Raw genomic sequence first — 16,944 nt, 5'->3', positions numbered from 1 at the left:
AGTGCACGCATGCATGTGCGGCTATTTTCTCACGATGTGCAGCTCGTTGGTCAGGTGATGCCTGTATACGTGGAATATGTTGATGCCCATCCCTATGGCTGTTTTATATTCGTCAACAGAGCCGCATGATTTTTCCCATCTGGGGGTCATGAAGATGTCCGTGACACAGGAACTGCCAAGTACTCCCCTCCAAAGCTCCTGCCAGTCGTCCCTGCAGCTCCTGCCCCTCATCCTTGAGGCAAGCTCGTAATCGAACACGTCCACCTGCGAGAATACGCCGAAAGAAACGGAATTCTTGAGCGCCGATGTGAAATCATCTAGCACCTCGGTGTTCCTGCCTATGGATTCCTCGCCATCTGATGTTATGATACCTGAGACGAAACCTATCCTTGCGCGTTCCCTGTTATTCAATCCCATAAGCACCTCTATAATCCCCTCCTTTACTTCCTGCAGGCTATCCGCGCTGCGCACCCTGCTCCTGAAAAGATCCCTCAGATTGGCGGAACGCGCATGTGCTGCATCACGCACAATGGATTGGACAATTTCGTTTTCCATGGCAATACCCGGAATCTATATTTGTTGTAGCGATGATATTTATACTTGAGGTTCTTTTTAGTCTAACGTGTTTTTATGGTTGAAGAAGGCGATGTACTTGAAGCCCACAAAAAATCCAGGGGCAAGATAGGGATAATCGGGAGGGTCGAGGTGGAGACAAGGGAGCAGCTGTCCACCTATTACACCCCGGGGGTAGCATACGCCTGCCTCGCGATAAAGGATGACAAAAACACGGTCTACGATTATACGCTGAAAGGCAGGACCGTAGCTATAGTAACCGATGGGACAAGGGTTCTCGGACTGGGGAAAATAGGTCCGGATGCAGGACTTCCGGTGATGGAAGGCAAGGCCCTACTGCTCAAGAAGTTCGGCGGCGTGGATGCATTCCCACTCTGCATTGGCGACGTGGATGAGGATAGGATAGTGGAGATCGTAAAGGCGGCATGCGCGCCTTTCGGTGCAATAAACATAGAGGACATAGAGACACCCAAATGCCTCAGGATTGCAGACAGGCTGAAAAAGGAGCTTGACATACCTGTTTTCCACGATGACAGGAACGGGGTGGGCGTGGTGGCGCTTGCGGCGCTCACTAATGCGTTGAAGCTCGCAGGCAAGAAGCTCAGCAGCGCGAAAATAGTCATAAACGGCGCAGGAACAGCAGGCATAGGCATAGCGGAGATGCTGAGCTACGCCGGGGCCAGGAACATATATGCGGTCGATACCTCCGGATTGATATACAAAGGAAGGCAGGAGAACATGAATTACGCGAAGGAGATGATTGCAGATATTACAAACCGCGATGGGAAGACCGGAGACATAAGATCGGTTGCAAACGGCGCAGACGTGCTCATAGGCGTATCAGCCAAAGGCGCATTCGACAGGGAACTCATAGGCTCGATGTCTGACAAGGCGATCGTGTTTGCTCTTGCGAATCCTGATCCTGAAATAAGCTACGAAGAGGCGAAGGGTGCCGGAGCCTTTATAGTTGCAACAGGAAGGAGCGATACGCCCAACCAGGTCAACAACCTGTCGGCTTTTCCGGGAATACTGCGCGGTATTCTGGAAGCTAGGGCGAAGGGAATAGACGAATACGTCCTTCTCAGGGCGTCAGCCGTGATATCAAAGGCCGCGGCCAGGAACCTTTCACCGGAATCGATAATGCCTGATTTGACGGACAACAGCGCCGCAAGGAAGCTGACAGCCAGCGTAGCGGCTGAGGTCGTCAGGGCGCTGCTCAAGCAGGGCCTGGCAAGGATAGATGCGAACCCGAGCGAAGTAAAGAAAAACGTCAGCGATTCGCTGAAAAAATACAGGAAGCTGGAGCGGCTTGCAGCGAGGCAGGGACTGCTTTCCTAAACTGCTCTCAAGGCAATGCGATCGAAGCCACGAAAAGCAGGAAGCCTGCAGCTGCGCATGTTGCTGTCAATCCCAGGCCGAGATGCGCGTACCTGTCAGCAAATCCCGCCGCGGCCATTATGGTAATCCCTGCGAAGAACATCGGGTATCTGTATTTTGTCGGTATTATTTTCGCCATTGCATCACAGGATGTGCATGATGATGCGGTCCAGCGGTATGCCTGCGCTTATCGCCCTTATGAACAGGTCGACCGATACTATGATTATGAGGCTGGACCACGCGAGAGCCTCGTGGTGCGCATTGAGCCTTGACTGGACGTCGTAAATTCCCTTCCTCTGCCTTGGGAGCTTCATGCAGCTGAAGCAATCCTTCCTGCCGCCTATCAGGCTCCTTACGGAATGGCAGGAGAGCACGTACAGGGTAAGCATTACGGCGTTTGCCGCTAGCAATATGCTGCCTATCCTGAGAAGGAACCCGCCGCCGTATGCCAAAGAGAGGTAAAGGTCGTAATAGAAGAAAGGCAGCACCGCGACCGAAGCGTACATGAAGTACCTGTGGTAATTCTCCAGCTTGAGCAGCGTACTTGTTTCCCCTGTGTATTTCCTGCTTGCAGAATCCCCTCTTTCGTATATCTGGCAAGCGTTCGGATGCCCGAAAACGTGCCTGTTGTAGTCCTTCCTGTAGGCATAGCAGGTGAGCCTGAAAAGGCCGACAAGCGGTATTATGAGGACAGTTGGCGAATAAAACGGATCTATGTATCCCTTGAATTCCCTTACGGGGAATAATACCAGCGCCGCTGATGCGAGCACCATCAGGAATGCGAAAGAATACAGCCTCCAGTTGGGTTCGAGGAACTCCGAAGGGACAAGATTCGCGATCTGATTTTTATTCATGCTCATACACTGCCCTTTTTCTTGAAGAGCCTGCCAAGTGGATCGTATATGCTGTCTGCGCCCCTTTCCTTTTCCGGTATTATCGCATTGTCCGTGATTTTTATGTGTTCGGGACATACCTCCTGGCAGCATTTGGTGACATTGCAGTACCCTATCCCAGAATCCTTGTTGAGCATTTCCGACCTGTCGATGGTATCGAGGGGATGCATGTCTAGCGCCGCGGCCTTTATGACGTGCCTCGGCCCTATGTAACTTGCCTTGTGCTCCCTGATGACGTGGCAAACATCCATGCAAAGGTAGCATTCTATGCATTTCCTGAACTCCTTAGACCTTGCTACGTCCATGCCAGCCATTTTCCAGGGCCTCCTGGCGCTGGGGTCCGGATGGAACTCCGGAATCTTCCTTTCCGCATCGTAATTTTCGGATACGTCGGTAACCAGGTCCTTGACGAGCCTGAAAGCCCTCATCGGCCCAACGGTAACGACATCGCCGAGCCCGTCCAGCCTGGTCTTGCACATGAGCCTCGGAACCCCGTTTATCTCCGCACTGCAGGATCCGCATCTGGCTGCCTCGCAGTTCCATCTTGCGGAAAGCGTTGAGTCAATGGATTCTATTATGCTGATGATTGCACCAAGGACCACCATGCCCTCTTCCACCTGGACTGCATATTCCTCGTAACGGCCGGAGCTATCCTTCTCCGGATCCTGCCTGTATACTCTCATCTTTATGCTCCTCATGTATATCTCTCGGGCGTTACAAGCCTGCCAAGGCGCGCGGGCATCTCCGGAACCTCCTTTAATCTGAGCGATATTCCTCCCCTGCTCGATTTGCAGTATATGTTTCCTTTCCATTCCCTTTTCTTAGCCGGGTAGTCGCTCCTCGCATGCGCGCCCCTGCTCTCCTTCCTCTCCAGTGCGGATCTCACTATGCATTCCGCAACATTCAGCATGAATCCAAGCTCTATGCATGCCACTAGCCCCTGGTTGTACTTCTCGCCGCCCTCAACGCCGATGCCCCCGGATCTCTTCCTGAGCTTCAATATGTCTTCAAGCGCCTGCGACAGCCCGCTCCTTTCCCTTATAATCCCAACATGCATGCTCATCGACTTCCTCAGCTCCTCTATAAGCGCGTACGGGCTCTCCTTCCCGTTGGCTAGATACGATCTTATCCTTTTTATCTCCCGCGATATCTCATTGCCGCCAATACTCTCGTTCTTCACTTTTCCCGCATAATCAGATGCAGCGCTTCCCGCTCTCCTCCCGAACACGAGTATGTCCGCAAGCGAATTCCCCCCGAGCCTGTTGGCCCCGTGGAGGCCCCCTGCAACTTCCCCCGCGGCAAAGAGACCATCCATGCTGGTGCTGCAGTTTTCCGGATCAACCCCTATGCCTCCCATGAAATAGTGCACAGTCGGGGCAACTTCCATCTTCTCCTTAGTTATGTCAACCCCTGCGAATTCCAGGAACTGCTCGTACATCGCTGGAAGTTTCTTCTTTATGAAGCTGCCGCTCATGTGCGTTACATCAAGGTATACTCCACCGTGCTCCGTTCCGTTCCCTGATTTTATCTCGTTGTAGATTGCCCTTGCCACAACGTCCCTCGCGTCAAGCTCCTTAAGCTTCGGCGAGTACCTTAGCATGAACCTCTCCCCCTTGGAATTCAGCAGTATGCCCCCTTCCCCCCTGGCGCCTTCGGTGACGAGCACTCCCTTGACCCCGTGCGGATAGACCATCCCTGTAGGATGGAACTGCACCATCTCCATGTCGCGGAGCTCGGCCCCCGCATCAAGCGCAAGCGCAATGCCGTCTCCGGTAGTCTCCTTTGAATTGGATGTAGTCTTGTATATCTTGCCGCCGCCTCCGGTTGCAATGACGACCGCCTTCGATTCTATAACTGCGTATTTCCCCTCCTTGAGGTCCAGCCCTATTGCGCCTATTATCCTGTTCCCCCTCTTCGCGAGCTTTGTTATCATCAGCTCGTCCATGAACGATACGTTGCTGTGGAGTATCCTGTCCTCCAGCGTCCTTATAAGCTCAAGGCCTGTCTTGTCGCCTACGTGGCACAGCCTCCTGTACGTGTGCGCGCCGAATGCGCGCTGCATTATCCTGCCGTCAGGCGTCCTGTCGAACAGCGCGCCGTATCTCTCCAATTCATACACGCGCTCGGGAGCCTCCTTGACCAGTATCTCCGCCATCCTCCAGTCGCCGATGTAATCGCCCTCAACAATGGTGTCGGAGAAGTGCACCTGCCAGGTGTCCTTTGAATCTACGTTTGCCACTGCAGCGGCTATGCCACCTTCCGCCATTACAGTATGCGCCTTGCCGAGCAGCGTCTTTGATACGAGCACTACATACGAGCCCTTGCCGCTTGCCTCGATTGCCGCTCGCAAGCCTGCGCCGCCTTCCCCTATTACAAGAACATCGCAGCTTACCTTTTTGTAATCATCCATTCGCGCAAGGCCCCCTTTCGGTTAAGATATCCAATAAGCAAAGCCAATTTATAAACCTTTGTTGGCCTGCAAAATTCAGAGCAGGATACGTGTCATCATGTATGGGTAAAGCCTGCCGGAAAGGCAGCATCCATGCTGCTCATTCAACGCCATAACCGGATTTCGTGGTGAACGTATAGGTGCCGTCAGCATTGTCCTGGTTGACGGTTACGTGATATTTCCCGACGTTGAGCGTCTCTTTGGGATAGCTGTTTGTTTCCACGGCGTAAACGATTTTTTCCGAGTTTTGCCCTACTATGTCTATGCTCCTTATCTCAACGCCTAGTTCGTATTTCGGCATCAGGCTTTCCTTCCTTGCAGGAACCGGACCTGGATAGAACTTGTATACCGCAGGCGGCTCCGGTATGAATTTCTCCTTGCTGAGCGTTTCGGTCATCAGTCCTGTGATCCTGTGGTCATATACCGCGATGAAGTGGTTTTGGGTTGCAGTGCCTGGCGTCGGAAGCAGCCGCGATGAGAGGACCTTGTTTTTGGAATCGGTTACCCTGCCCTCGATCCTTTTTCCATTGAATCCCAGGTTAACCTTGTAGGTATCTCCAGGATTCAGCTTTCCCATTGAATCCTCCCTGAAATATATCATTTTGTCCTTATTGTCGAATACGCAGTAATAGATCCCGTATTTCTCCATGCCTATGCTCCTGCTTGTTGCGCCCTTTCCTACCCCCACCTGGTACCAATAACCTTCCTTTGATTGCGCATTCAAAAGCATCGCTATGGAATTTCTTGTTCTTGGGGGTGTCACAAGCGCCGATATGCTTTTGGAAGTGTAATTCGGGTCGACAATCAGCAGCGCCTGCTGTATGTCATATTTCAATTCGCTGAATTTTACCGTTTCATACTGCCCGACATCGGTAATGTTGCCAACCGGCCGCGGATTTTGCGCCAGTGCAATCGGGGAGGAGAATGCAACTGCTATTGTAAGCGCTCCTAACTGCTTTTTGATTCTGGACCTCGCGCGCTTGACGATAGACTCTCCTGTGCCATCGCCGCCTCCGGCAGTCTCATCATTGTAGTTCCTTGTTCTTGTTACCATTTTTGCCACGTCAATGCTCTTTGCCCGGTACTATTAGGCAGTTTCCAGATATAAAAACCTTAGTAAATGCTTAAAAGGTGCACCCACAATTAATATTGGGTCAGATATCATGCAATTGGACAAGATAACCGCGAAACCGCTCTACCCCATACTGATAATCGTAGTGGCTGCTGCAATAATAGGTTCGGCGTACTTTGTGCTCAGCGGAGCCGCAACTCCCGCAGTTGCTGCAGGGGACAACGTGAGCGTATACTATACCGGGAAGTTCACGAACGGCACCGTGTTCGATACGAACGTGGGCAAGCAGCCGCTGCAGTTCACTGCCGGCTCAAACCAGCTGATCGAGGGCTTCGATCAGGGAGTAATAGGCATGAAGCTAAATGAAACTAAGACGATAACGCTGCCCCCAAGCCAGGCCTACGGCGAGGTCAATCCTAGCCTGATAGTGCAGGTGCCGCTGAGCAGCTTCGGCAACCAGACCGTTAGCGTAGGCATGGTTGTAACCACCTCAAGCTACCAGCAGGGAACGATAACCGCGGTCAACGCAACCACGGCAACTGTGGACTTCAACCCGCCGCTTGCGGGTGACACCCTTGTATTCACAATCAAGGTCGTCGGCATAAAGAAAAAGGGATGACGCCTAAGCCCTTTTTTTGCCTGCTTTTGAAAACGGAAGGTCCGGCCTAGTCAGCCTTGCAGGATCAAGGATCCTGTCAAGCTCCTTTTTCCCAATAAGCCTTTTCTCCAGCACCAAATCCCTTATGCTTAAGTCCCTGCGCTCAGCCTCCTTGACAAGCATTGCCACTCTCTCGTAGCCCAGTGCAGGGGAAAGCGCGGTTGCGACTTCGGCGCTCCTCTCGAAATATCCCCTTAGCTGCGCCCTGTTCGGCCTTATGCCTGATATGCACCTTTCAGTGAACACCTCAATGCCCTTTGAGAGTATTCCTATCGATTCAAGCAGCTTGTATGCGGCAACCGGTACAAATATGTTGAGCTCGAACTGGCCCCCCTGCGCTGCAATAGCTATTGTGGAATCGTTGCCCATCACGCTGAAGCACACCATTGTCAGCATCTCGGGCATCGAAGGGTTCACCTTGCCCGGCATTATGGAAGAGCCCGCCTGCACTGCAGGCAGCGCAATCTCGTTGAGCCCAGCATACGGGCCGGAAGACATGAGCCTCAGGTCGTTTGAGGTCTTTATGAGCTTTAAGCAGAGGTTCCTGAGTTTTGAGCTTGTTTCAGCTATGGTGGTTATGTTCTGCGTCATCGCGAAATTGTTTTTTACAGGTACGAACCTGGATTTAGTGTACCTGTTTAGTTCCGAGAAAAACAGGCTCTTGTATTTTGGGTACGTGTTCAGTCCGGTGCCTACGGCAGTACCCCCCACGCTTAGGTGCAGCAGGTCATCGGATGCCTCCCTTATCTCCTTCATCTCCTGCTCTATCGTATAGCCGCTGAACTCCTGCCCGAGGGTTATCGGAACGGCATCCATGAGGTGCGTCCTCCCGGACTTCACTATACCAGAAAATTCCCCCGACTTCTTCTCTATCGACTTCTGGTACTTTTCCAACGCTGGGACGAGCCTTTTCTTAATCATTAGGCATGCGGCAATGTGCGCCGCAGACTGGAAGGTGTCGTTGGTCGACTGGGACATGTTCACGTGGTCGTTAGGATTTACGACCCTGTAGTTTCCCCTCTTGTGCCCGAGGATTTCCAATGCCCTGTTCGCTATGACCTCGTTCAGGTTCATGTTGGTCGAGGTTCCCGTGCCAGCCTGGAAGACGTCAACCCTGAACTGGTCGCCGAACTTGCCGTTTATTATTTCGTCGCATGCCCTGACTATCGCCCTGGATATCCTCGGGTCCAGGGCGCCGAGCCTTTCGTTTGCTATGGCTGCGGAGCGTTTCAGAATCGCATACGCGTGTATGAATTCCTTCTGGAAATAAGTCCCTGAAATGTGGAAGTTGTCCATCGACCTTTGCGTGAAAGGCCCGTAGTAGGCGTCCGACGGCACTTTTATGCTTCCGAATGAATCCTCTTCCAATCGCATTTAAATACCCTAAGAACAATACAAATTAAGGATTTTATGCCTTTTGATAACAGTGGAGTGCATGGAGCAAAATTCCAGGAGATTTTCGAAGAACCAGGAAAATTTCACGTGTGACGTGTGCAAAAAGAACGTAAAAGGCACCGGGTATACGGATCACTGCCCAAGGTGCCTGTGGAGCAAGCACATGGACATAAACCCCGGGGACAGGGCTTCGGACTGCGGCGGCCTCATGGAGCCTGTAAAGTCTGAAAACGACAGGAACGGGTTCATAATAATATACGAATGCAGGAAATGCAAGGTGCGAAAGAGGGTCCGCGCGGCCGAGAATGACAATGAGGGCGTTCTTATCGAGCTCCTGAGCAGGTGAGCTCATATCCGTTTCATTAGCCTGTGCTCCTCTCCTCGACGTACCTGTTGATCAGTTGCGCCTTTATGCTGAATGGCGCGATGAACATGAAGAAGTCGTTTCCGTTCCTGAAATAGCATTTTCCGGAGCCGCCTTTTGTATGGAAGCCTATCCTTTCGAGAATGATCCTGTCGTATGAGTCCATTCCCCTCACGAACATTCCCTTCCTGTCCATCGCCCCGTTGCAGTCGAACATCGCGGCGAAATAGCTTGCCGAATACTCGTTCCTGTACTTGAATATCCTGTCCCTCTCCTCCAGTGCTTTATCTAGCAGCTTCTTTAGCTTGGAATTGCCAATCTCCGCATTTGCAAATTTGCCGTCGATTGTAACACTTACAGCATCAGCCTTGGTGCCCAATTCCATTATCGCTATCTTGACAAAGCGTTCGACAAGCTTCTTGTCTGCAGCATGCAGGTAAATATTCCTGTAAATGCGGTTGCAGCGATATGCTCCAAGGAAGTAGCTGATGTCAGGGCTCAAGGGTAGTTTTTTCGCCATTTGTCCACCTCATAAATCCCTATTTCCTCAATTGCGCCTTTATTGAAGATATTGGGTACTTGACCCAGTAATTCCAAACCTCGCTCCTTGCAGCAGCCTGAAAAGCACTCGAAGTGGTGTCCAATACCCCTGTTATCTCTGCATGCTTGCTCAAGGCAATGCAGCTGAAAAGCAGGGCGAAATTACCTGTTTTACGGTCGGCTCCGCTCATCATAACCTCTATCGGATCCCTTTCGGCAAGTTTCTTCTGGATAAAGGGATTGGAGGTTAACGATTTTGTCCAATCCTTGCTTTTTGGCTGTGCAAATTTGGATTCGGCCATTTATAACACGTTTTTATTGATCTTTGAAAATATAATAAAGTATTCAATAAAGATATATGTTGGTAATCTAATGAAACTGTGTGGAATGATTGTTTGAGTACGATTTTGTGCTTTGGGGACAGCATCACCTTCGGGGAAGGCTATAATGGTGGTTGGTGCGGTTATCTGAAGAAATGGTTTGAACAGCTTAACGATGGGAATAAAGTCTATAATTTAGGGATACCTGGCCAAGACTCATCTGAATTACTGGAAAGGCTTAACATCGAAACAAAAGCCAGACTAAGATCCAAGGAGCAAATGGATGCTTGCACAACGATAATAGCGATAGGGACTAACGATACAAAGTACAATAACTTTGTCTCTGAAGAGAATATACTGATTAAAGAAGGCAAATTCAGAAGCAACGTTTTAGAACTCATAAGAAATGCAACATCATTAAATCAGAAGGTGGCATTCCTGGGGCTTCTTCCAGTTGACGAATCAAAGACTTTGCAGCGCAGTGGTACTGTATTGACAAATGAGAGGGTGACAAGATTCAACAACATAATCAAAGAATGTTGCAAACACGAGAATTTGCCTTTTCTGGATATAAATAAGATAATGCTGAAAAAGGATTACAAAATTTTATTGGAAGATGGCCTGCATCCTAATGCCAAGGGCTACAGATTTATTTTTACAAAAGTAAGGAATTTCTTGAAAAAGAATGACTTATTGTGAATAAAGATGGTATATACCGGGTGATTTTGTGGAAGTTGATAAACTTCATAAAGAATTCTTTAAATTACTAGAAAGACTGGACAAAGGTGATTGGAAACTAAAAGTGAACGAAAATTGGACAATTAAGGATGTTGTTGCTCATTTAGTCGGTTGGGAAAGAGAGGATGCAAGGACATTATACAAGCTATATAAAACGCGTAAAAGGGCCTGGTGGTCTCATACAAATAATTTTGATGATTTCAATAAAAAGTCAGTCAAACGATACAAGACATATTCCAATAGTGCTTTGATAAAAGAATGGAAGCACCAGTATAAGATAGTAAAAAGGGAGATGAAGCGGATAGGGATAACTGATTTAAAAGCCGACTCAAAAAGATTCGGATGGCTTTTTGATGGGACAGACGCTAATCATATTTTCGGCCATTATAAACAAATTCAAAAGGTATTATCCAATAATTCCAAATACAGCTCACGCTAATCCTTCAAAAAATCGTAGTCTTGAGGTTTAATGCGAGGAAACGCAACTTTGCACACTAATTATATTCGAGTGATCTATCCGCAGGTTCCCCTACGGATACCTTGTTATGCTCTGGCAGTTTTATGCTTTTTTGATTCGCGTGCTATTCCGGATTCGTATATCTGTTTACGCCTTAACAAATCAGAAAGGTAAAAAGTTAATGGTGTTGTTTTCGGATTCTTTTTAATTGCACTTTCTATTGCCTTTATAGCCCCATCATAATCTCTTTTTGCTTCAAGTTCAGCAGACCTAAGCATTAAATTATTTGGATTTCTCTGATGCATTAACCTTTCTCCTTCTTCAACAGACCATACACGTTCTTTATAATTGGTCTTTACCTTTTGTTGTTTGGTCATAGGATACCACTATTAATCTACTTTTCCTTTCCAAATGGATTATTATAAAGCTCGCGCTGAGCTTACAAAAATCGTAGCCTTGAGGTTTAATGCGAGAGAATCGCGCTGTTGCACACTAATTGTATTCGAGGTGATCTATCCGCAGGTTCCCCTACGGATACCTTGTTATGCCTTAGCCCTCCTCACGGAACCCTAACTCGAAAATGCCTTGAAAGGCACTGCCTCACTAGGACCCCACTTGGGTGACTTGGCAGGCGGTGTGTGCAAGGAGCTGGGACATATTCACCGCACGATAGTGACATGCGATTACTAGGGATTCCAGCTTCATGAGGGCGAGTTTCAGCCCTCAATCCGAACTCGGGCTGGTTTTAGGGGATTTGCTTCACCTCTCGGTGTTGCATCTCATTGTGCCAACCTTTGTATGCCACGTGTTGCCCAGAAGATTCAGAGCATACTGACGTACCGTTGCCCTCTCCTTCCTCCTCTTTAAACAGAGGCGGTCCTAACAGAGTGCCCGGTGTATCTCTACACCGGTAGCAACTGTTAGCGAAGGTCTCGCTCGTTACCGGACTTAACCGGACAGTTCACACCACGAGCTGACGATCGCCATGCACTACCTCTCGGCTCGTCAAGCAAGATCTTTAGTCTGGCCTTCATCCTGCCGTCGCTCCTGGTAATATTTCCGACGTTGAATTCAATTAAACCGCAGCATCCACCCCTTGTGGTGCTCCCCCGCCAATTGCTTTAAGTTTCAATCTTGCGACCGTACTCCCCAGGCGGCAGACTTAACACTTGCGCTACGGTACTGCACATATTCGAGATATGTGCAACATCAGAGTCTGCATGATTTACTGCTAGGGCTACTCGGGTATCTAATCCGATTCGTTCTCCTAGCCTTCGCCCCTCACTGTCGGATGCGTTCTAGTCAGGCGCCTTCGCCACCGTTAGTCCTTATAGGATTATAGGATTTTACCCCTTCCCCATAAGTACTCCTGACCTCACCCGCTCCCTAGCAAGTAGGTATCTCGTGCCCGCATTGACGTTGAGCGCCAATATTTCACACGAGACGGTACTTGCCAGCTACGAGCGCTTTAAGCCCAATAATCGTGGACACCACTTGTGCTGCCGGTATTACCGTGGCGGCTGCCACCGGTCTTGCCCAGCACTTATTCGCCAAGCTGACTAAACTTGGCAAAAGATTCACCGAAGTGAATCGCTCAGATTCCCCCCATCACGCTTACGCGCATTGTGGAGTTTGCGCGCCTGCTGCACGCCGTAGCGCTAGGGCCCTTGTCTCAGTGCCCTTCTCGGGGCCTATGCTCTCACATCCCCTACAGGTTATCGGTTTGGTGGGCCGTTACCCCGCCAACAGCCTGATCCGCCGCAGTCTCATCGTAAAGCGGTAATGCTCCAATTTGCAACCTTTTTGGCTAGGACTCCTTCCAGGTGTCCTAACCTATGGGGTATTAGCGACAGTTTCCCATCGTTATCCCCCTCTTTACGGTAGATTGACCACGTGTTACTGAGCCGTACGCTGCCCAGCGAAGTCGCTGAGCTAACTTGCATGGCTGTCGAAATCTGATAGCAGTGTCCTCCAGCAGCATCGACTGGAGTCGATGTGCCTCCTTATCTGGAGTTTGGCAATTGTTTAGCAATTGCGTTGCGATTTCTCTCTTTACATTCCTCAAGACTACATCCAATTCCAAAAAGGAATTTTCACAGTAAAGGTTCTAAATCCAACAAATAGGACTTACATAAAGAAAAAAACAAACGTTAATAGTTATATAGAATAGGGTATTTAAACCTTGCTCTCTATTCTTCCGACCTGGATAAACCCGTCACTGCTTCAGGTAATCCGGGATCCTGAAAGGCCCGAATTCATCGATTATGCTCCTACCGTAGACAATCCTTGATATCGATTCTGCCATCATCTTTGCACCGGTCAGCGCGTTGTGCGGGTCAGGCTCCCTGTCAAGCCCGCAGTACCTGAATACAACGTTCGATGTTATGTCCGCGCGGTTCTCCTTCATCGGCGGGTTCCTCCTGCCTTTGAGCATGTTTATGTACGCCAACGCATACGTGTCAACGCACCTGCTCCCCACCTTGTAGTCTATGCCGTACTTGTACAATGCGTGCTTGAGGAAACGTATGTCGAACTGGACGTTGTGCCCTGCTATCGTCCTGTCGTTCACCGAATCCATCCACTTGCAGAACTCGCGGAGCATGTTTTCCTCGCTGGGCTTCTTCCTGTCCCTTATGCCCTTCTCGGTGAAGCCGTTCACCGCAAGCGCCTCAGAATCGAACTTCCCGTACTTCCTCAGCCTGCATTCCATGTAGAACTGGTTGCCTGGATTGTTGAAATCCACTGCGCCTATGCTCAGTATGGAATTCCTCCTTATGTCCAATCCTGACATCTCCATGTCCAAAACTATCATAATATCACTTACCTTTCGAGGTACTCCGGAATCGCGAACTCTTTGTACTCGCTTATTATGCCCTTTCCGAACATGAGCCTGGAAAGCGCCTCCGCCTCGATCTTCGCACCGGCAAGCCCGTTGTGCGGCACCGGCTCCTTCGGAAGCCCGCAGTATTTAAGGAAAACTTCGGAGTTTATTCCCGAGCCGTTCCTGTCCAGCGGTATATCCAGATTCCTGGAGAGCATGTGCGCATATACGAGCGTGTGCGTGTCAACGAGCCTGTACCTGAAAGGGCTTTCTATCCCGAAGAGGTTCAACGAGTACTCAAGGAAATACACGTCCATGTAATGGTTGTGCCCTGCAAGCGTCATGTCGCTCACCTTGCCGGCCCATGCCACGAATTCCCTTAACATGTGCTCCATGCTTTCCTTTTTGCCGCTGGTTATCTCGTCCATCGTGAACCCGTTTATTTCCAGCGCCCTCTGGTCTATCTTCGCGCCCCGCCTGGCCGTGCATTCCATATAGAACTGGTTGCCTGGATTGTTGAAATCCACTGCGCCTATGCTCAGTATGGAATGCTCCCAAGGCACCTGACCGGTCGTCTCTATGTCTATGACTATCATTTCCCCCATCAGAAAATATTCTTATAGGTTAATTGCTTAATATACATTATGGTTGATTCAGCCGCACTGGACTTTGCGTACAAGTACCCGTTTACCAGGGAAGCCAAGGGCATAGTCCACGACCAGGGCAGCGAGCTGAAGCTGAAATACCTGGAGATGGCAAGGAAGCAGATAGACATAGCAACTACCTCCGGCCTCGAGTACAGCAGCATAAGCATCAATTCCGTGAAGCTGGACTACGTGATGGCATACCTTTATTCGAGGATGCTGCTGAGCGCGCTCAGGCGCGCTGACATGATAAGGTCGTATGCGGAGGCCGAGGCGAAAAGATCCTCAGTTGCGCTCCTCGCATCGGAAAACCCCGAGATTATCGAGGTGGCCTCGCAGCTCGGCATCCGGATAACCGAGACTGCGCAGTTCCGGGCGCACGGCACTGCGCATATTGACGGCGACCTTTCCATAAGCTTCATAGACTACGTGACCCATGCGCCGAAGGCGCAGGGATTCGAGCTGGTGAACCAGAGGCTGAGCAACGGCATAGTGCTCCTGGGCAGGAACAACATGGTCAGGGTGATTGAGCGTGCGATGGCAGGGGAGATAATGAAAGGTCTCCCAATAAAGACATCCGAGCTGCCCAAGCAGGTAACCGAGTATTCAAAAGGGATAAATCTGAAGGCGATTCCTGCGGTTGCAGCAAGCGGGCTGCGCGGTGCCAAGCGGGAGGAATGGATAGAGAAGCTGCTTGTAACCCCAATTGCTGACGTAAGGCACAGGACCGTCAACCTGATACTAGCTCCGTACCTTGTGAATTCGAAGGGGCTGGAAGTAGATGAAGCAAGCAGGATAATAAGCGAATACATGGAGAAATGCAAGCAGATAGATCCCAACACCAAGATAAACGACAGCTACATAAGGTACCAGTGCTCATATGCGAAGAAGAGGGGCCTCAGGCCCCTGTCGCTTGTGCGCGCGAAGGAGCTCCTGGGAAGCCAGCTAGACATTGAGCTGCAGCTTGGCGATTCAAAATAAAAAAGATGATTGCATGAGAAGGACATCATTGTGCCACATATGCGGGAAACTTGCAGGCAACACCTGCAGTCTATGCGGCAAGGGCGCATGCGACAAGGACTACGATAAGAAGACCGGCCTTTGCGCGAGCTGCATGCATGGCAGGAAGATATGATCATCTCCTTATCCGTATGCTGAAGCTGCACCTCCTGAGCACGTTGCTCACGTATTCCCTTGTGCTTTTCGGCAGCCTGTTCCTGATTACGCTGTTCTCCCCTGCATTGTACGCCTCGAGCGCCTTCCTGCTGTTGCCGTGGAACTCCACAAGATAGTCCTTGAACAGTGAGGTGCCCAGGTCTATGTTCACCCTTGGATCGAATATCCTGCTGTAGTTTGCCATCATCTCCTTCGGGTGCTTGTTGGGATCCGGCTGCATCAGTCCCATCTCCCCGTCGCTGCCTATGGCGTATGTGTATCCGAAAGATTCCGCCTGTATTATCGAGGCTATGATTCTCGGATTCACGCCGTATTTCCTTGACGCGCCGTTTATTATCGGCATGAAGCTTTCGATTGCATTCGGGTAGCTGTAAAACTTGCCCGTCCTCCTGTTGTCCCTGATGAACTCGAAATACTCATCCTGCTTCTTCCTAAGTTCTGCTATGTCCCATTTCCCGCCCTTCATGTACAAGCCTGCATAGAACGCATCGCTGTCCTTATCCACTTTCACGCTCAATTCCGCGGTTTTTTGGACTGAAGGCTGCGGCTCAATCCTGTATTGCGCAAGCGATCCGGGAAATATGGAAAGCGCAACTACCGCTGAGCATACGCCCACGCCGCATGTTGCCATGCTCTTCAGGCTTGCGCCTCCCCTGCCTCTCTGCCTTTGCATACTGTCACAATATATGGAAAAGCCTCCAGATATATATTTTTTTCCACAAATTTGATACCTATTTAAATGTTTCCCAACATAATAATTATCGTCAAACGGTAACAGGGGCAGGGAAACGCCCAATCCCATTCCGAACTTGGAAGCTAAGCCTGCCTACGATATGTGTGTACTGCCCTCGGGCGGGAAAGCATATTGCTGTTTGGCACCTTATTGTTTCATCAAAGGATTTCCCCACCTGATTTTATGCAAGGCGATAGAGATATTCCCGCATGGCTTGTCTGCGAGGACATATTCAACAAGATAAAGACGGAGCTGATAACCCAGGCAATGGAAACCCTCCAGGATGCGATAGACTCCAGGGCCATAGAGGTAAACGGCTCGCTGGTGACGCTTCCGGACAAGCCTAGCGACACCGACATGAAGATGTTCATAATAAACAGGATAATGGAGGACAAGGATGGCATAGCCGAAAGGTACAGGGAATACCTTTCTGAAAAAGGCACGAGCGACCCGAAGAAGGTGCAGCAGGTGGAAAGGCTGAAAAAATTCCTTCTTGCAATTGAGCAGATATCGATGCTCATGTCGTACAGCAAATTGTTCGACGAATGGATGCACGACATAGCAATGCAGGTAACGGCGAAAGAGCCGCAGGATGCGATAACCGCCACGCTGAAAGGCAACGAAACGAGGATGGAGGTACTCGCTTACGTCTTGGGGAACGCCAAGATCGGCAGCGAGGAAATACTTACAGAAAGCGAGCGCAGCATACTTGAAAAGTCAATCAGATGAACAGT

Annotated in this window: 21 protein-coding genes and 2 rRNA genes; 9 read left to right on the top strand and 14 right to left on the bottom strand. The window is 50.0% G+C overall.

The genetic code is table 11. The annotated features are described in order from the left end of the window. Positions 1–21 precede the first annotated feature (21 nt). On the bottom strand, positions 22–555 hold the full coding sequence (locus tag KGI06_01510) for a hypothetical protein (protein ID MDE1870896.1): 534 nt from the start codon (positions 553–555) through the stop codon (positions 22–24). 75 nt (positions 556–630) lie between these two features. On the opposite strand from KGI06_01510, the gene KGI06_01505 reads away from it, so the two are divergent. Further along, entirely contained in the window at positions 631–1,911 is a 1,281-nt protein-coding gene (locus KGI06_01505; protein ID MDE1870895.1) for an NADP-dependent malic enzyme, read from the top strand. A gap of 7 nt (positions 1,912–1,918) precedes the next feature. Here the strand turns inward: KGI06_01505 and KGI06_01500 are convergent, their stop codons facing one another. The 5 genes from KGI06_01500 to KGI06_01480 form a co-directional block, all read right to left on the bottom strand. After that, complete coding sequence (locus KGI06_01500; protein ID MDE1870894.1) at positions 1,919–2,089, bottom strand: hypothetical protein; 171 nt, start codon at positions 2,087–2,089, stop codon at positions 1,919–1,921. A gap of 4 nt (positions 2,090–2,093) precedes the next feature. Continuing rightward, positions 2,094–2,804 carry a hypothetical protein gene (locus KGI06_01495; protein MDE1870893.1) on the bottom strand — a complete coding sequence of 237 codons (711 nt, stop codon included), beginning with the start codon at positions 2,802–2,804 and terminating at the stop codon, positions 2,094–2,096. A gap of 2 nt (positions 2,805–2,806) precedes the next feature. Then, positions 2,807–3,541 carry a succinate dehydrogenase/fumarate reductase iron-sulfur subunit gene (locus KGI06_01490; protein MDE1870892.1) on the bottom strand — a complete coding sequence of 245 codons (735 nt, stop codon included), beginning with the start codon at positions 3,539–3,541 and terminating at the stop codon, positions 2,807–2,809. After that, positions 3,538–5,253, bottom strand: coding sequence for an FAD-binding protein (locus KGI06_01485; protein MDE1870891.1), 1,716 nt, complete (start codon positions 5,251–5,253; stop codon positions 3,538–3,540). The genes KGI06_01490 and KGI06_01485 overlap by 4 nt, the downstream gene beginning before the upstream one ends. A gap of 139 nt (positions 5,254–5,392) precedes the next feature. Beyond that, complete coding sequence (locus KGI06_01480) at positions 5,393–6,346, bottom strand: hypothetical protein (protein ID MDE1870890.1); 954 nt, start codon at positions 6,344–6,346, stop codon at positions 5,393–5,395. A gap of 109 nt (positions 6,347–6,455) precedes the next feature. Here KGI06_01480 and KGI06_01475 point away from each other — a divergent pair, with 109 nt between their 5' ends. Then, on the top strand, positions 6,456–6,983 hold the full coding sequence (locus tag KGI06_01475; GenBank protein MDE1870889.1) for a peptidylprolyl isomerase: 528 nt from the start codon (positions 6,456–6,458) through the stop codon (positions 6,981–6,983). A gap of 3 nt (positions 6,984–6,986) precedes the next feature. On the opposite strand, the gene KGI06_01470 is transcribed toward KGI06_01475, so the two are convergent. Continuing rightward, complete coding sequence (locus KGI06_01470; protein ID MDE1870888.1) at positions 6,987–8,396, bottom strand: aspartate ammonia-lyase; 1,410 nt, start codon at positions 8,394–8,396, stop codon at positions 6,987–6,989. 61 nt (positions 8,397–8,457) lie between these two features. On the opposite strand from KGI06_01470, the gene KGI06_01465 reads away from it, so the two are divergent. Further along, complete coding sequence (locus KGI06_01465; GenBank protein ID MDE1870887.1) at positions 8,458–8,763, top strand: RNHCP domain-containing protein; 306 nt, start codon at positions 8,458–8,460, stop codon at positions 8,761–8,763. Positions 8,764–8,779: 16 nt separating this feature from the next. Here the strand turns inward: KGI06_01465 and KGI06_01460 are convergent, their stop codons facing one another. Continuing rightward, complete coding sequence (locus tag KGI06_01460) at positions 8,780–9,301, bottom strand: hypothetical protein (GenBank protein ID MDE1870886.1); 522 nt, start codon at positions 9,299–9,301, stop codon at positions 8,780–8,782. Positions 9,302–9,320: 19 nt separating this feature from the next. Further along, on the bottom strand, positions 9,321–9,623 hold the full coding sequence (locus tag KGI06_01455; GenBank protein MDE1870885.1) for a hypothetical protein: 303 nt from the start codon (positions 9,621–9,623) through the stop codon (positions 9,321–9,323). Between the two features lie 93 nt (positions 9,624–9,716). On the opposite strand from KGI06_01455, the gene KGI06_01450 reads away from it, so the two are divergent. After that, positions 9,717–10,340: an SGNH/GDSL hydrolase family protein gene (locus KGI06_01450; protein MDE1870884.1), complete on the top strand. Its 624-nt coding sequence runs from the start codon at positions 9,717–9,719 to the stop codon at positions 10,338–10,340. Positions 10,341–10,368: 28 nt separating this feature from the next. Next, on the top strand, positions 10,369–10,818 hold the full coding sequence (locus KGI06_01445) for a maleylpyruvate isomerase N-terminal domain-containing protein (protein MDE1870883.1): 450 nt from the start codon (positions 10,369–10,371) through the stop codon (positions 10,816–10,818). Positions 10,819–10,922: 104 nt separating this feature from the next. Here the strand turns inward: KGI06_01445 and KGI06_01440 are convergent, their stop codons facing one another. From KGI06_01440 to KGI06_01425, 4 genes are all read right to left on the bottom strand, one after another. Beyond that, positions 10,923–11,213: a hypothetical protein gene (locus KGI06_01440; protein ID MDE1870882.1), complete on the bottom strand. Its 291-nt coding sequence runs from the start codon at positions 11,211–11,213 to the stop codon at positions 10,923–10,925. Between the two features lie 125 nt (positions 11,214–11,338). Then, positions 11,339–12,827: ribosomal RNA gene (locus tag KGI06_01435) — 16S ribosomal RNA — on the bottom strand. Between the two features lie 224 nt (positions 12,828–13,051). Further along, a complete protein-coding gene (locus KGI06_01430) occupies positions 13,052–13,648 on the bottom strand; it encodes a 3'-5' exonuclease (protein ID MDE1870881.1) in 597 nt (198 codons plus the stop codon). A gap of 8 nt (positions 13,649–13,656) precedes the next feature. After that, positions 13,657–14,262 carry a 3'-5' exonuclease gene (locus KGI06_01425; GenBank protein MDE1870880.1) on the bottom strand — a complete coding sequence of 202 codons (606 nt, stop codon included), beginning with the start codon at positions 14,260–14,262 and terminating at the stop codon, positions 13,657–13,659. 39 nt (positions 14,263–14,301) lie between these two features. Here KGI06_01425 and priX point away from each other — a divergent pair, with 39 nt between their 5' ends. Beyond that, complete coding sequence (gene priX / locus KGI06_01420) at positions 14,302–15,282, top strand: DNA primase noncatalytic subunit PriX (GenBank protein MDE1870879.1); 981 nt, start codon at positions 14,302–14,304, stop codon at positions 15,280–15,282. Between the two features lie 13 nt (positions 15,283–15,295). After that, entirely contained in the window at positions 15,296–15,436 is a 141-nt protein-coding gene (locus tag KGI06_01415; GenBank protein MDE1870878.1) for a hypothetical protein, read from the top strand. Here the strand turns inward: KGI06_01415 and KGI06_01410 are convergent, their stop codons facing one another. Then, positions 15,437–16,150: a transglycosylase SLT domain-containing protein gene (locus KGI06_01410; protein MDE1870877.1), complete on the bottom strand. Its 714-nt coding sequence runs from the start codon at positions 16,148–16,150 to the stop codon at positions 15,437–15,439. Between the two features lie 91 nt (positions 16,151–16,241). Between KGI06_01410 and rrf the strand changes: the two genes are divergently transcribed. Together rrf and KGI06_01400 are read left to right on the top strand one after the other, a co-directional pair. Continuing rightward, positions 16,242–16,354, top strand: a 5S ribosomal RNA gene (rrf, locus tag KGI06_01405). Positions 16,355–16,393: 39 nt separating this feature from the next. Then, positions 16,394–16,939: a hypothetical protein gene (locus KGI06_01400; GenBank protein MDE1870876.1), complete on the top strand. Its 546-nt coding sequence runs from the start codon at positions 16,394–16,396 to the stop codon at positions 16,937–16,939. Positions 16,940–16,944 lie beyond the last annotated feature (5 nt).

The sequence above is a fragment of the Candidatus Micrarchaeota archaeon genome, from assembly GCA_028866575.1.
In the GTDB taxonomy this organism is placed as follows: Archaea; Micrarchaeota; Micrarchaeia; order Micrarchaeales; family Micrarchaeaceae; genus UBA12276.
This window is presented reverse-complemented; position numbering and strand designations above follow the sequence as displayed.

Coding starts and splice junctions, on each gene's coding strand:
- KGI06_01510 (MDE1870896.1), bottom strand. CDS start 555: ATGGAAAACGAAATTGTCCAATCCATTGTGCGTGATGCAGCACATGCG.
- KGI06_01505 (MDE1870895.1), top strand. CDS start 631: ATGGTTGAAGAAGGCGATGTACTTGAAGCCCACAAAAAATCCAGGGGC.
- KGI06_01500 (MDE1870894.1), bottom strand. CDS start 2,089: ATGGCGAAAATAATACCGACAAAATACAGATACCCGATGTTCTTCGCA.
- KGI06_01495 (MDE1870893.1), bottom strand. CDS start 2,804: ATGAATAAAAATCAGATCGCGAATCTTGTCCCTTCGGAGTTCCTCGAA.
- KGI06_01490 (MDE1870892.1), bottom strand. CDS start 3,541: ATGAGGAGCATAAAGATGAGAGTATACAGGCAGGATCCGGAGAAGGAT.
- KGI06_01485 (MDE1870891.1), bottom strand. CDS start 5,253: ATGGATGATTACAAAAAGGTAAGCTGCGATGTTCTTGTAATAGGGGAA.
- KGI06_01480 (MDE1870890.1), bottom strand. CDS start 6,346: ATGGTAACAAGAACAAGGAACTACAATGATGAGACTGCCGGAGGCGGC.
- KGI06_01475 (MDE1870889.1), top strand. CDS start 6,456: ATGCAATTGGACAAGATAACCGCGAAACCGCTCTACCCCATACTGATA.
- KGI06_01470 (MDE1870888.1), bottom strand. CDS start 8,396: ATGCGATTGGAAGAGGATTCATTCGGAAGCATAAAAGTGCCGTCGGAC.
- KGI06_01465 (MDE1870887.1), top strand. CDS start 8,458: ATGGAGCAAAATTCCAGGAGATTTTCGAAGAACCAGGAAAATTTCACG.
- KGI06_01460 (MDE1870886.1), bottom strand. CDS start 9,301: ATGGCGAAAAAACTACCCTTGAGCCCTGACATCAGCTACTTCCTTGGA.
- KGI06_01455 (MDE1870885.1), bottom strand. CDS start 9,623: ATGGCCGAATCCAAATTTGCACAGCCAAAAAGCAAGGATTGGACAAAA.
- KGI06_01440 (MDE1870882.1), bottom strand. CDS start 11,213: ATGACCAAACAACAAAAGGTAAAGACCAATTATAAAGAACGTGTATGG.
- KGI06_01430 (MDE1870881.1), bottom strand. CDS start 13,648: ATGATAGTTTTGGACATGGAGATGTCAGGATTGGACATAAGGAGGAAT.
- KGI06_01425 (MDE1870880.1), bottom strand. CDS start 14,262: ATGGGGGAAATGATAGTCATAGACATAGAGACGACCGGTCAGGTGCCT.
- priX (MDE1870879.1), top strand. CDS start 14,302: ATGGTTGATTCAGCCGCACTGGACTTTGCGTACAAGTACCCGTTTACC.
- KGI06_01415 (MDE1870878.1), top strand. CDS start 15,296: ATGAGAAGGACATCATTGTGCCACATATGCGGGAAACTTGCAGGCAAC.
- KGI06_01410 (MDE1870877.1), bottom strand. CDS start 16,150: ATGCAAAGGCAGAGAGGCAGGGGAGGCGCAAGCCTGAAGAGCATGGCA.
- KGI06_01400 (MDE1870876.1), top strand. CDS start 16,394: ATGCAAGGCGATAGAGATATTCCCGCATGGCTTGTCTGCGAGGACATA.